The 13,412-nt window shown below is 58.3% G+C and carries 12 protein-coding genes; 3 read left to right on the forward strand and 9 right to left on the reverse strand.

The window, feature by feature from the left end; translation table 11 throughout:
• Positions 1-15 precede the first annotated feature (15 nt).
• Positions 16-1,938 (reverse strand): PrkA family serine protein kinase, encoded by a 1,923-nt coding sequence (locus B9Q17_RS00895; protein ID WP_022987887.1) that lies wholly within the window; start codon positions 1,936-1,938, stop codon positions 16-18.
• A 404-nt stretch (positions 1,939-2,342) separates the two neighbouring features.
• The gene (gene tmpT, locus B9Q17_RS00900) at positions 2,343-3,002 is read right to left on the reverse strand and encodes a thiopurine S-methyltransferase (protein WP_094623732.1); all 660 of its coding nucleotides are present in this window, start codon (positions 3,000-3,002) and stop codon (positions 2,343-2,345) included.
• 74 nt (positions 3,003-3,076) lie between these two features.
• On the opposite strand from tmpT, the gene B9Q17_RS00905 reads away from it, so the two are divergent.
• Positions 3,077-4,015, forward strand: coding sequence for a D-2-hydroxyacid dehydrogenase (locus tag B9Q17_RS00905; RefSeq protein WP_094623733.1), 939 nt, complete (start codon positions 3,077-3,079; stop codon positions 4,013-4,015).
• On the opposite strand, the gene B9Q17_RS00910 is transcribed toward B9Q17_RS00905, so the two are convergent.
• Positions 4,006-5,271 carry an OmpP1/FadL family transporter gene (locus B9Q17_RS00910; RefSeq protein WP_094623734.1) on the reverse strand — a complete coding sequence of 422 codons (1,266 nt, stop codon included), beginning with the start codon at positions 5,269-5,271 and terminating at the stop codon, positions 4,006-4,008. The genes B9Q17_RS00905 and B9Q17_RS00910 overlap by 10 nt on opposite strands.
• Positions 5,272-5,483: 212 nt before the next feature.
• Between B9Q17_RS00910 and B9Q17_RS00915 the strand changes: the two genes are divergently transcribed.
• Positions 5,484-6,782: a YihY/virulence factor BrkB family protein gene (locus tag B9Q17_RS00915; protein ID WP_094623735.1), complete on the forward strand. Its 1,299-nt coding sequence runs from the start codon at positions 5,484-5,486 to the stop codon at positions 6,780-6,782.
• On the opposite strand, the gene B9Q17_RS00920 is transcribed toward B9Q17_RS00915, so the two are convergent.
• The 3 genes from B9Q17_RS00920 to B9Q17_RS00930 form a co-directional block, all read right to left on the reverse strand.
• Positions 6,775-8,004 (reverse strand): DUF445 domain-containing protein, encoded by a 1,230-nt coding sequence (locus B9Q17_RS00920; RefSeq protein WP_058342412.1) that lies wholly within the window; start codon positions 8,002-8,004, stop codon positions 6,775-6,777. The genes B9Q17_RS00915 and B9Q17_RS00920 overlap by 8 nt on opposite strands.
• 281 nt (positions 8,005-8,285) lie before the next feature.
• The gene (locus tag B9Q17_RS00925; RefSeq protein WP_094623736.1) at positions 8,286-9,020 is read right to left on the reverse strand and encodes a 16S rRNA (uracil(1498)-N(3))-methyltransferase; all 735 of its coding nucleotides are present in this window, start codon (positions 9,018-9,020) and stop codon (positions 8,286-8,288) included.
• Between the two features lie 2 nt (positions 9,021-9,022).
• Positions 9,023-10,372: an adenosylmethionine--8-amino-7-oxononanoate transaminase gene (locus tag B9Q17_RS00930; RefSeq protein WP_094623737.1), complete on the reverse strand. Its 1,350-nt coding sequence runs from the start codon at positions 10,370-10,372 to the stop codon at positions 9,023-9,025.
• A gap of 194 nt (positions 10,373-10,566) precedes the next feature.
• On the opposite strand from B9Q17_RS00930, the gene B9Q17_RS00935 reads away from it, so the two are divergent.
• Positions 10,567-11,055, forward strand: a complete 489-nt coding sequence (locus tag B9Q17_RS00935; protein WP_094623738.1) for a DUF2505 domain-containing protein — start codon at positions 10,567-10,569, stop codon at positions 11,053-11,055.
• A gap of 9 nt (positions 11,056-11,064) precedes the next feature.
• Here the strand turns inward: B9Q17_RS00935 and B9Q17_RS00940 are convergent, their stop codons facing one another.
• The 3 genes from B9Q17_RS00940 to B9Q17_RS00950 form a co-directional block, all read right to left on the reverse strand.
• Positions 11,065-11,811 (reverse strand): amino acid ABC transporter ATP-binding protein, encoded by a 747-nt coding sequence (locus B9Q17_RS00940; protein ID WP_094623739.1) that lies wholly within the window; start codon positions 11,809-11,811, stop codon positions 11,065-11,067.
• A gap of 13 nt (positions 11,812-11,824) precedes the next feature.
• Positions 11,825-12,496 carry an amino acid ABC transporter permease gene (locus B9Q17_RS00945; protein WP_022989728.1) on the reverse strand — a complete coding sequence of 224 codons (672 nt, stop codon included), beginning with the start codon at positions 12,494-12,496 and terminating at the stop codon, positions 11,825-11,827.
• Positions 12,497-12,567: 71 nt separating this feature from the next.
• Complete coding sequence (locus B9Q17_RS00950) at positions 12,568-13,323, reverse strand: transporter substrate-binding domain-containing protein (protein WP_022989729.1); 756 nt, start codon at positions 13,321-13,323, stop codon at positions 12,568-12,570.
• Positions 13,324-13,412: the final 89 nt, after the last annotated feature.

The raw sequence follows: 13,412 nt of genomic DNA on the forward strand, positions 1-13,412 counted from the left end.
TGCTCCCGCTGGCCGTTAATGGGACTTACGTACACGCAGATACCACTCGGCGAGCAAGCGGACCTGTTTCTCGGTGTACCCACGTTCGACCATGCGTTCCACAAACTGTTTGTGCTTCTTCTGGTCTTCCTGGCTAGCTTTCGGATTGAAGGAAATCACCGGCAGCAGGTCTTCGGTGTTCGAGAACATCTTCTTCTCGATCACGCTGCGCAGCTTCTCGTAGCTGAGCCAGCTCGGGTTCTGGCCCTGGTTGTTGGCCCGGGCCCGCAGGACAAAGTTGACCACTTCGTTGCGGAAATCCTTCGGGTTGGAAATGCCGGCCGGTTTCTCGATCTTCTCCAGTTCGTCGTTGATGGAGGCCCGGTCCAGGATTTCGCCGGTTTCCGGGTCCCGGAATTCCTGGTCCTGAATCCACAGGTCGGCATAGGTCACGTAGCGGTCGAACAGGTTCTGCCCGTATTCGCTGTAGCTTTCCAGGTAGGCGGTCTGGATTTCCTTGCCGATAAACTGCACGTAGTGGGGCGCCAGGTATTCCTTGATGAAGCGCAGGTACTTTTCCTGAATCTCCGGCGGGTACTGTTCCTGCTCGATCTGTTTTTCCAGTACGTACAGCAGGTGCACCGGGTTGGCTGCCACTTCGGTGGTGTCGAAGTTGAAGACCTTGGACAGGATCTTGAACGCGAAACGGGTAGACAAGCCATCCATGCCTTCCATCACCCCGGCCGCATCCCGGTACTCTTGGATGGACTTGGCTTTGGGGTCGGTGTCTTTGATGCTCTGGCCGTCGTACACCTTCATCTTGGAGAAGATGCTGGAGTTTTCCGGCTCCTTGATGCGGGACAGCACGGAGAACTGCGCGAGCATGTCCAGCGTGTCCGGGGCGCAGGGCGCACCTGCCAGGGAGCTGTTCTTCAGCAGCTTGCGGTAGATCTCGATCTCTTCGCTTACCCGCACACAGTAGGGCACCTTGACGATGTACACCCGGTCCAGGAATGCTTCGTTGTGCTTGTTGTTGCGGAAGGTCTGCCACTCGGATTCGTTGGAGTGGGCCAGGATAACGCCGTCAAACGGCACCGAGCCCATACCTTCGGTGGTGTTGTAGTTGCCTTCCTGGGTGGCGGTCAGTAACGGATGCAGCACCTTGATCGGCGCCTTGAACATTTCCACAAACTCCATCAACCCCTGATTGGCCTTGCACAGGCCGCCGCTGAAGCTGTAGGCGTCCGGGTCGTCCTGGGAGAAGTCTTCCAGCATGCGGATGTTGACCTTGCCCACCAGGGCGGAGATGTCCTGGTTGTTGTCGTCGCCGGGCTCGGTTTTGGAAACGGCAATCTGGTCGAGCACCGAGGGATAGCGTTTGACCACCCGGAACTGGCTGATGTCGCCGCCGAATTCGTGCAGGCGTTTGACTGCCCAGGGCGACATGATGTTCTTCAGGTAGCGGCCGGGGATGCCGTACTCTTCTTCCAGGATCGGGCCATCCTCGGCCGGGTCAAACAGGCCCAGCGGGCTTTCGTTCACCGGCGAACCCTTGATGGCGTAGAAGGGTACTTTCTGCATCAGGGCTTTGAGTTTCTCGGCCAGGGAGGATTTGCCGCCGCCAACGGGGCCGAGCAGGTACAGGATCTGTTTCTTTTCCTCCAGGCCCTGGGCGGCGTGGCGGAAGAAGGACACGATGTTTTCCACGGCTTCTTCCATGCCGTAAAACTCATCGAATTCCGGGTATCGCTTGATGACTTTGTTGGAGAAGATGCGTGACAGTCGAGAGTCACGGGAGGTATCGATGAGTTCGGGTTCGCCGATGGCGATCAGCATCCGCTCGGCTGCGGTGGCGTATGCTGTCGGGTCCTGTTTGCAGATTGCCAGGTATTCCTCAAGGGAATACTCTTCCTCCTGAGTCTGGGCATACCGGTCTTTGAAGTGCTGCAGAATGGTCATAGATGGCCCCTCGCTTTTCTCTTGTCTGTTATAGCGTCACGCAATGTCCCCGTTTTTGTTTCGCCGCCGTTCCGGGCGGTGTGTCTGGCGCTGAATTAAATGGGTTGGTTCTGGCAGGTATACGTTGTCCGGTGCGTTCCGGCCTGCTTGTTTTGAGCTTAGTTCACAGTTGCGGGGTTGGACAGGTGGGGGTCATGTTCGGTTCATTAAATTGTGGTATGGCGGGTTTCAACCCTGGGGCTTGGGGGGCTGACGTACACCGGGGCCGGATTTTTTGGGGCAAACTGCAACTCGCTGCGCTCAGACATCCAGATTTGCCCCAAAAAATCCGGCCCCGGTATACGTCGAGCGGGGCCCGGTGGGGCCGCCTTTTGGGGCTTCCCTGTTTTATGGGTGGTAAAAGCTTATTTCTTTTTGAGGGTGAAGACGCTTTCTGCGGCGCCGTTTCTCAGGCCTCTTCTTTTGGCGAAGGGGTTGTCGTGGGCCATGTCACGTTTTAGTACGTGGTTGATTTCGTAGTCTTCGCCGTAGAGTTTGAAGACTTCTTCGTCGCTGACGTTGAAGGGAGGGCCTTTCATTTCGTTGCTGTCGTAGTCGAGGGTGATCAGCAGGATTCTGGTGCCGTCGGGGATGATGGCGGTGAGGTGGTCTACGTAGCCTTTGCGCATTTCCGGGGGCAGGGCGATGAGGGCTGCGCGGTCGTAGACCAGGCGGATGTGTTTTAGGTCTTCCGGGACGAGTTGGAAGAAGTCGCCGCACCAGAGTTGCAGGTCGTCGTGTTTGAAGGTGGTGAAGGGTTCGCCGGGGTGGACCATGGCTTTTTCGCGGGCTTCTTCGAAGAAGTCTTTGCAGGCGATGTCGCTGAGTTCCACGCCGATGACGGGGTGGCCGCGGTCGTGGAGCCACCACATGTCGTGGGCTTTGCCGCACAGGGGAACGAAGACGGCGTCTATACCTTTACCGGCCAGTTCCGGCCAGTGGTCATGCAGATACTGGTTGACGGTGCCTTCGTGGAAGCCGATTTGGCTCTTTTCCCAGCGCTCGTGCCAGAATTCGTGTTCCATGGTGGGTCTCCCTGAATTTGCTCGTTTTACCCAGTCTACCTTAATCTGTGCTGTTCTTGAGTCGGGAGAAAAGTATGAAAGCAGTCTTTCTGGATAGCACTACCCTGGGCAGCGATGTGGACCTGGCGCCGATTGAGCAGGTGACCGGCGGTTTGACCTGTTTTGAGCGGACGTCGCCGGAGCAGGTGCTGGAGCGGATTCGGGGTTTTGATACGGTACTGGTGAACAAGGTGGTGCTGGGCCGGGAGCATTTCGAGGCCTGTCCGGAGCTTAAAACCATTGCGGTGGTGGCTACGGGGCTGAATAACATTGATCTGCCGGCAGCAAAGGAACACGGCATTCAGGTGATGAATGTGACCAACTACGGCCGTTCCACGGTGGCCCAGCACACCATGGCGCTGATTCTGGCGCTGGCCACGCGGCTGCTGGATTACAACCGGGATGCCCGTAATGGCACCTGGGGCAAGAGCGATATGTTCTGCCTGATGGATCATCCGATTATGGAGCTGGAAGGCAAGACTCTGGGAATTGTCGGTTATGGCGATCTGGGGCAGGGTGTGGCCGAACGGGCGAAGGCCTTTGGTATGAACATTGTGCTGGGCTGCCGACCGGGGCAGGCGCCGGGGGAGGTGGATGGTTACCCGCGCATTGCGCTGGATGAGCTGCTGGCGCAGGCGGATGTGTTGTCGCTGCACTGCCTGCTGACGGATGAAACGCGGAATATGATTGGTGAGCGGGAATTGCGCCTGATGAAGCCAACGGCCTTGCTGATCAATACCAGCCGTGGCGGCCTGGTAAACGAGGAGGCGCTGGCGGACGCGTTAAGAAGCGGCGAGATTGCCGGTGCCGGCTTTGACGTGCTGACTGAAGAGCCGCCCCGGAACGGCAACCCGCTGCTGGCGGAGGATATTCCCAACCTGGTTGTGACGCCCCACTCCGCCTGGGCCAGCCGTGAGGCCCGTCAGCGGATTGTGGGGATTACTGCAAGGAACCTGGCGTCGGTTCAGAACTGATAGCCGACGCTGAAGGACGCACCCACCTGGCTCATGCTCAGCTCGATGTGCTGGCCGGGGCCCATGGGGTTTTCGCCACGGACGGTTTTGCGCGGTGAGTAGAACGCCATGCCCGAGACTTCCAGAGCTTCGCTGAACCGGTGGGTGAAGCCGCCGGTGAAGTGCCATTCCTGGACGCCCGGCGCCAGGATATTGAACAGCACTTCTTCGTCCGGAATAGGCTGCTCGCCGTAACTGACACCGGCACGCCAGGTTTGTTCGTTGCTTTGCTGCCACTGCCAGCCGAGTTTGACGATGGTCATGTCGTCCCAGCCGAAGCCTGCACCCTGGTCATCACCCAGACCAGCCTGCTTCAGGTTCGGCATCATCGGGTTGCCAATGCTGTTGATCTCGCTGTAGCGGATGTGCTGAACATCCAGCAGCAGCCAGTGGTTTTCAAGTCCGGACCAGGCGATGCCGGCGTTGAACATCTGGGGAATGTCGAAGCCGCCCTGTTCGGCAAACAGGCCTTCGTATTTGTTGAACTCTTCCATTTCCAGGATGGTGCGCCAGCTCAGGCCGGCCCGGAGGGTATCCGTCAATTTACCCTGCCAGCCGATCTGCAGGCCGTAGCCCCAGGCTTCGTCGGTGCCGTTGTTGGTCAGGGCATTCGGGTTTGAGGATAATTCCAGGTCGCCAAATGCCTTTAGGCCTTTGGCTTCAAAGCGCTGGTAGGCAATCAGAGGTGAAATGCCCAGTGCCTGGCCGTCGGTGAATTCCCAGGACCAGGTAGGTGCAATAAAGAACTGCTCTAGGTTGACGCCGGTTTTGCCTGCACCAAAGGTGCCGCCATTCTCGCCGCTGTACTCTGTGTTCATACCACCGTTGGCAAAGACCGACAGGCCAAGGCTGTGGCCGTTGCCCAGGGCCCGGTTATAACCGAAATGAGGAATCAGGAAGGCGTCGTTTTCGCTTTGCACGGTTCCGGGGGCCAGGTAGAAGGTTTTGCCGGGAATATTCGGAGCGCCACCTTCTACGCCATAACGCCTACGCGGAGAAAACACCTCCAGCCCGCCGTCCACGCGGCTGCCCACAAACGCCATACCAGCCGGGTTGGTGGCTGCGGCAATGCTGTCCTGGGCCAGCGCGGTTCCTGCGCCTGCCATTCCGGCGTTCTTGGTACCGTAGCCGTGGCTGAAGTAGCCGTTGGTGGCCAGTGCGGCAGACGGTGCTGCGGCAATAAGGGCGGTGGTGGCAAGAATCCGGGACAAGCGCATTGATCAAACCCTGTGGTTATAAATGAATCAGTTCTTTGGGAGCGTCGTTCTACGCTAATCCGGTTATAAGTGGAAGTAACAAAACTTGATATGGTTATATTGTTTTTGCATGCCATGGGGTTGCATCCCGTTGCTTGATTGATGGGTGATTTGGCTTGTTTACTGCCCCTTGGCTGATAAGCTGTAGAAAAGACTGACAAACAGGAACTTGCGTGGCTTCCATTCAATTGAAAGACCGGCTACAGGCCGCTGAAGACTGGATTCTTGCCAACCCCAATCCGCCCCAGAAGTGGCCCTGGACCTGGCTGTACAAAACCGGGCGTTCGCTGTACGCGCTGATCCGGGATGTACTCAGTGGCCAGCTCACCCTGCACGCCATGAGCCTGGTGTACACCACGCTGCTGAGTATTGTGCCTTTGCTGGCCCTGAGCTTTTCCGTGCTCAAGGCGCTGGGGGTGCACCAGAAGATGGAGCCCTTCCTTTACCAGTTCTTCCAGCCCATGGGCCCTCAGGGGATCGAGATGGCGGAACGGATCCTTGGCTTTGTGGATAACATCAAGGTGGGGGTTTTGGGTTCCGTGGGCCTCGGCTTGCTGGTGTACACGGTGATCTCGCTGGTGCAGAAGGTGGAGCGCTCCTTCAACATGATCTGGCGGGTGCCGGAAATGCGCTCCATGGCCCAGCGCTTCAGCAACTACCTGAGCGTGATTATGGTGGGCCCCTTGCTGATGGTGTCGGCTATTGGCGCTACTGCCACGGTGTTTTCGTCCGACATGATGCAGACCCTGATGGCGGTTGAGCCGTTCGGTTCGCTGTTTGTGGCAATCAGCCGCTTTACCCCGTTCTTCCTGGTGGTGGCGGCGTTCACCTTTGTTTATATCTTTATCCCCAACACCCGGGTGAAATTTCGCTACGCCTTCCTGGCGGGCCTGATTGCCGGTGTGTCCTGGCAGGCGGCGGGTATGATTTTCGCGTCCTTTGTGGCGGGTTCTACCAAGTATGCGGCCATCTACTCCGGCTTTGCGGTGGGGATTATCCTGCTGATCTGGATTTACCTGAACTGGATGATCCTGCTGCTCGGTGCCAGTTTGTCGTACTACATGCAGAACCCGGGCTCGGTGGCGAAGCGCCGTGAAGTGCAGCTGGCACCGGAGCTGCAAGAGCGGGTGGCACTGGCCTTGATGTGGATGGTGGCCCGGCCGTTCAGCCGGGGTGAGCCGGCGCCGCAACAGGAATCACTGGAATACCAGATGCATGTGCCGGGGGAAATTACCCGGAATATCAGTGACAAGCTGATTCGCGCCGGCCTGCTGAGCCTGGCCGGGCGCAACGGTGATCAGCTGGTGCCCGGGCGGGCGCTGGACTTGATCACCGTGGGTAACGTGCTGCAGGCGGTGCGCCGGGATGAAGACCGGGTTGTGGAGCGCTTGCCGGTGCAATCCATGCCGGAGCGGTTGCTGGAGCTTTCGTCCGGCCGTGAAGATGTCAGTTTTTCGGAGCTGCTCAGATAAGCGCTTCGCCGAATACGAACACCAGCTGGCACACGCCGGCGGCAAAGCCAAGGAAGGCACCTACCAGGATGAGCTTGATCTCGTCCTCCTGGAAACAGGGCCGCAGCAGGTCCTGAAACTCTTCTGACGACAGCGCAATCATGCGCTCTACCATGATCGACTCCACGGCCCGGGCCCGGTCTTTCTCGAACACCGGGTTGTTGAAGGAGGTCTGGGAGATTTCGATAGCCTTTTCGCCTACCTGGTTCTTCAGGGTGGCAAAGCCGGTCGGGCCGAACGCCATCTGGGTGAGGGCCTTGCCCATACCGGCAGTTTCGTCCACCAGCGGCTTGATGTGTTTCTTCACCATGTTGCGGGCACGGTCGCCTTTCGGACCTTCCATGATGGCGTTGATGATGTTGCCAACGGTGAGGATTTCGTGGGTCACGATATGGCAGAACGACTCGGCCACTTCCGGCTGGCGCTTCAGGAACAGGCCCTGGATTTTCAGGGGCCCGACCTTGTGTTCCCTCAGGGGCCGGAAGATGACGTTCAGGGCAATCCAGTTGGTGGCCCAACCCACCAGCAGGCCGAACAGTGGCAGCACCCAGATAGCGGGATAGAGGTACCAGACTGCCATTTGTATAAGGCCGAACAGAAAGCCGAAGTACATGCCGGAGTTGATGATAAAGCGGAATTCTACGTCGCCACACTCCAGGAAAATGCGGTTGAGCAGCTGTTTGTCGCTGGCGAGCCGTTCGATGACCATGCCTTTGATGTCGAGCAGGTCTTCGATGTTGTCGGATACGTCTTCTACCAGGTTGTCGACCAGTTGCGGGGTGGATTTGCGCACCCGGTCGTAGACCATTTTGCGGGCGGAGGCGGGCAGGTTTTCCCAGAAGGTGGGGTACTCTTTGAGCATGAGTTCGTCGACATATTCTTCCACCCTGGGGTCGACGGTGTAGATGATGTGGGCGGCCAGTACCTTGGGGTCAATCTGTTCGAAGATTTCCTGTACGGTGCCGATTTTGGAGATGGTGGCATCTACGCTGATGGCGGCCATTTTCCGGGCCTTGGAGGGGATGATGCCTTGCCAGCCGAGCAGGGGTGGTTTGCCGATGAACTCCAGGGGGTAGAAGGTCATTTTGATGGCGAGCCAGTTGGTGCTCCAGCCGATGAGGGCTGCGATCACTGGGATGCTTAGGTATTGCCAGAATTCCGGGTTGGTAAGTAGGCTGGTCATCCGGTACTCGCTGGTTTTGTTCTGATTCGGTTGGTTCTGTCCTGGGTGCAAGCGGCAGTGCGAGAGGGGTTTTCCAGAAAACGCTCCTTGCGGCACATCCATGTGGCGCTTCTGCTCCGCCATCCATGGCTCCGCAAATTTCTGGAAAACCCCTCTCGCACTGCCGCCCATCATGGGCAGAGCGTCTTGCTGCAATTGTCAGACACGGATCATGTTGGTGACAGCGGAATCTGTCAATGACTGAACCGCCACTGCATCACGTTACAGAAGGCCATTCGGGGTTAACCGCCAATATCTCCCCACAACCACTGGCACAGTGCCATGGCCGCCACCGGCGCTGTTTCGGTGCGCAGAACTCGGGGGCCGAGGGCGACGGGGAGGAAGCCGTTTTGTTCTGCCAGGGCAATCTCGTCGGCGCTCAGGCCGCCTTCGGGGCCGATCATCAGGGCGACGCTGGCGGGTTTTTCCAGTGTGTTCAGGGAGTGTTCGGTGCGGTGGTGCAGCACCAGGCGCAGGTCGCAGGTTTGGCTGTATTGCAGCCATTCCGCTACGGTCATCACCGGCAGGATGTTCGGGACTTTTGCGCGGCCGCATTGTTCGGCGGCGCTGATGGCGACTTGTTGCCAGTGGCGCAGGCGTTTTTCTTCCCGGTCGCCTTTGAGTTTTACGTCGGAGCGTTCGGTGGTGAGGGGGGCGACGGTGGTTACGCCCATTTCCACGGCTTTCTGCACCGCGTAGTCCATGCGGTCGCCCTTGGACAGGGTCTGGCCCAGGACGATGGTCAGGGGCGATTCGGTGGCGTTGGCCTCGGTGCTTTCGATGGTGACGGTGACGTTCTTTTTGCCGGCTTCGGTGATGGTGGCGGTGTAGTCGTTACCGTCGCCGTTGAACAAACGGAGCTGCTGGCCGGGCTGCATGCGCAGTACCCGGCCTACGTGGTTGGCGGCATTGTCGTCGAGTTGACACGGGCTGCCGGTGTGCAGGGGGCTGTCGGTGTAGATTCTGGGAATGCGCATGGTCAGCCCTTAACTGCGATTTCGATGCCTTCGGTGGCTACCTGGGCCAGGTGTCGGATCTGGTCTTCGGTGATCACGTAAGGCGGCATGAAGTACACCACGTTGCCCAGCGGGCGCAGCAGGGACTGGCGGGTGAGGGCATGCTGGTACACCTTGATGCCACGGCGTTCCTGCCAGGGGAACGGGGTTTTGCTGGCTTTGTCTTTGACCATTTCGATGGCCAGGGTCATGCCGTGCTGGCGGATGTCACCCACGTTGGGGTGGTCGGCCAGGTGGGCGACGGATTCGGCCATGCAGCGGGACAGCTGGCGGTTGTTTTCGATGACGTTTTCGTCCCGGAAGATGTCCAGGGTGGCCAGGGCGACGGCGCAGCCGATAGGGTTGCCGGTGTAGCTGTGGCTGTGCAGGAACGCACGCAGGGTTTCGTAGTCGTCGTAGAAGGCGTTGTAGACGGTGTCGGTGGTGAGCACTACGGACAACGGCAGGTAACCGGCGGTCAGACCCTTGGACAGGCACATGAAATCCGGGGTGATGCCGGACTGTTCGCAGGCGAACAGGGTGCCGGTGCGACCAAAGCCCACGGCGATTTCGTCGGCAATCAGGTGTACGCCATAGCGGTCGCAGGCTTCGCGCAGTTTGGTGTGGTAAACCGGGTGGTGCATGCGCATGCCGCCGGCGCACTGGATCAGGGGCTCCACTACCACGGCACAGATTTCGTGGTGCCGTTCGGCCAGCAGCTTGTCCATGGCCTCGAACTGGCGCAGGGCGTAGTCTTCATCGGTTTCGCCCAGCTCTTTGTTGTAGGCATCCGGCGAGGGCGCCGTCAGTACTTCCATCAGCAGCGGCTGGTAGGTGTCTTTGTAAAGGGCAACATCACCCAGCGCCAGCGCGCCCAGGGTTTCTCCGTGGTAGCTGTTGCTGAGGTTAACGAAGTTCTTCTTGCCCGGATGGCCCTGGTTTTTCCAGTAGTGATAGCTCATCTTCAGGGCCGCTTCGATGGCAGACGAGCCGTTGTCTGCGTAGAAGCATTTGTTCAGCCCCTCCGGCGTAACCTCAATCAACCGCTCGGACAAGTTCACTACCGGTTCGTGGCTGAAGCCCGCCAGGATGACATGCTCCAGCTGGCCGATCTGTTCCTGGATAGCGGAGTTGATGCGCGGGTTGGCGTGGCCGAACAGGTTTACCCACCAGGAGCTGACCGCATCGATGTAGCGATTGCTCTCGAAATCTTCCAGCCATACGCCTTCGCCCCGCTTGATGGGAATCAGCGGCAGGGTTTCGTGGTCTTTCATCTGGGTACAGGGGTGCCACACGGATTTAAGGTCCCGTGCGACCAGGTCGGCATTGCGCATGGTTGTCTCCTGTCAGGCTGCGGAGGCGGTGAATAAATATCCGGATGCGACATGATACTTGGCTGTCAGCAGCCTTAACAGCTCCTTACTGTGAACCAGTCGGATGACCGGCTTGCCATAGCCCGGCGCCAGACCGGCCAATGTTGGTGCACCAGCCTGCGGCAACAATGGAATAAAAATAACAGGAGTCGAATATGGAGCTGAATCTGAAACACCCCTATGAGGCTGGTGTGGATCATGTGCTCGAGCGTTTTTTCAGCGAAAGCCACATTATCGAAAAGAACGAGAAAATCGGGTCCTGCAATGTACAGCTGGCCGAGCTGCGCAAAGACGATGTGTCCGGCAAGTTGGTGATCGAGCGTGAAATGATGGCTTCTGCGCCCGTGCCGGGAGTGCTCTCAGGCTTTCACCGGGAGTGGAATCGCGTGCGGCAGGAGGAACACTGGTTCCGTAAAGACGACGATGAGTGGCACTGCGAGTTTCGGGTGAAAATCGACGGTGTGCCGGCGAAGATCAAGGGCGAAATGCGGCTTCAGGGTAACGGTAACCGCTGCATCAATTATGTGAATCTGTCGGTTCGTTGCGATGTGCCGTTGTTGGGCAAGAAAGTGGCGAGATTTCTGGCGGATGACTCCCACGCCAAGATTGAACGGGAGTATGAAGTCATCCGCCAGCTGCTTTGACCCGCCGGTTCAGTGCGCCAGCACCCGGGACAGGAACGCCTGGGTGCGCTCGTTCTGAGGGTTGTCGAACACATCTTCAGGCCGGCCTTCTTCAACAATCTGGCCTTCATGGATGTAGATCACCCGGTCTGCCACTTCCCGGGCGAAGCCCATTTCGTGGGTGACGACCATCATGGTCATACCCTCTTTGGCCAGCTCCCGCATCACGTCCAGCACTTCACCGATCATTTCCGGATCCAGTGCCGAGGTGGGTTCATCGAACAGCATCAGCCGGGGTTCCATGGCCAGGGCCCGGGCAATGGCGACCCGCTGCTGCTGGCCGCCGGATAGCTGGTTGGGGTATTTGTCGGCCTGGCTGCCAATGCCTACACGTTCCAACAGTCGCTCGGCGGTAGCGTTGGCGACTACCTGGGAGGTGTTTTTTACCTTCATGGGCGCCAGCATGATGTTCTTTCTTACCGTCAGGTGCGGGAACAGGTTGAACTGCTGGAACACCATGCCGACTTCCTTGCGGATTTCGGCAAGGGCCTGCTGGTTGCCGCCTTTCGGCGCCAGTTTCTGGCCATCCACTTCCAGTGTGCCGGATTCAAATTCTTCCAGGCCGTTAACGCAGCGGATCAGGGTAGATTTACCGGAGCCACTGGCCCCGATGATCACCACGACTTCGCCCTGTTCTACGGTCAGGTCTATATCTTTCAGGACATGCAGTTTGCCGAAGTACTTGTTCATGCCCTTCATCTTTACGATCTGAGTCATTACCCGGGCTCCTTCAGACAGACGCAACGCCGCGGCGTTCAAGCAGCCGCAGAATCAGGGACAGGGACAAGGTTATGGCCAGGTACATAAGGGCCACTACGAAGTAAACCTCGAAGGCGGTAAAGGTGTTGGCGATATACACCTGGCCCTGGCGGACCAGTTCGCCCACGCCGATCACCGAGAACAGCGAGGTGTCCTTGATGCTTACGATAGCCTGGTTTCCGAGCGGCGGGATCATGCGCCGGAAGGCCTGGGGCCAGATAATCGACCAGAAGGTCTGGGTACGGGACAGCCCCAGTGACAGGCCGGCTTCGCTCTGGCCTTTGTCGATAGACTGCACGCCACCGCGCACCACTTCGGATATATAGGCTCCGGAGTTCAGGGCGATCGCGGCAATACCGGCTGTCAGCGGGTCGATGGGGCCGCCGACCAGGTCCGGCAGGCCGTAGAAGATAAACAGCACCTGCACCAGGATGGGGGTGCCGCGAAAAATTTCGATATAGGCAGTTGCCGGCCAGCGCAGGAACCATTTTTTGTTGATGCTGAGCAGGCCAAAAACGATGCCGAGTACAAAACCGATGGCCAGGCCACCGAAGGAAATCATCAGGGTGTAGGGAATGCCCTTGGCCAGGTAGGGAATGGAATCAATGGCCGCTTGCCAGTCAAACTGAAACTGGAATTCCACGGTGTGTTTCTCCGTTGGGTTGGGAGGAGGCGCCCGGGGCATTGTGTGCCCCGGGCGGGTCAAGTGGAGGTTTACTTGTCTTCAGGCATCGGGCCGAACCATTTTTCGTAAATGGTTTTGTAGGTGCCGTCTTCCTTGATTTCTGCCAGGGCCTCGTTCACCGGGCCAACCCATTCGCTACCTTTTTTCAGGGCGATACCGTACTGCTGGCCTTCATACAGCGGGCCTACGGTTTTCACCTTGCCTGCGCCGCGGGTGCTGGCGAAGTAGCCTACGTTCGGGGCGTCGTAGAAAACCGCATCTACCGCGCCGGACATCAGCGCCATATACATGTCGGAGCTGCCGGGGTAGGGGGTTACGCCGTCGTTATCGTCCAGGTTCTTGGTGAGGAAGTCGTAGCTGGTGCTACCAATCTTGGTGCCGACTTTCTTGCCTTCCAGGTCAGACATTTCCTGGGTGCCATCGTCTTCGCGAACCAGGATACGCAGGCCGGAATCGTAGTAAGGGTCGGAGAAATCGACGATTTGCTTACGCTCATCGGTAATGGTGATGCCGGCAATGGCAATGTCGACGTTACCGGTTTGCAGGGCCGGGATGATGCCGTTGAAATCCATGGTGTTTAGGTCGTAATCAAAGCCCGCACGTTCGGCGACTTCGGCGATGATTTCCATGTCGAAACCGATCATTTCGCCGGTTTCCTGATCCATCATTTCAAACGGGACGAAGCTGGGGTCGGTGACTACGCGCAGGGTCTCTGCGCTTACCGACGTGGCGGCGACAGACAGTGCCAGGCCAGCGCCCAGGGTTTTCAGCCATGTTGTACTCATGCTTGCTCCTTTCTCTTATTGTGGTTCCGTCTGCCCGGTAAGGCAGGCTGCGCTATGACCGGTTTGTTCGGTATTGCACAGGGAACATT

The sequence above is a fragment of the Marinobacter vinifirmus genome, from assembly GCF_002258215.1.
Classification (GTDB): Bacteria; Pseudomonadota; Gammaproteobacteria; order Pseudomonadales; family Oleiphilaceae; genus Marinobacter; species Marinobacter vinifirmus.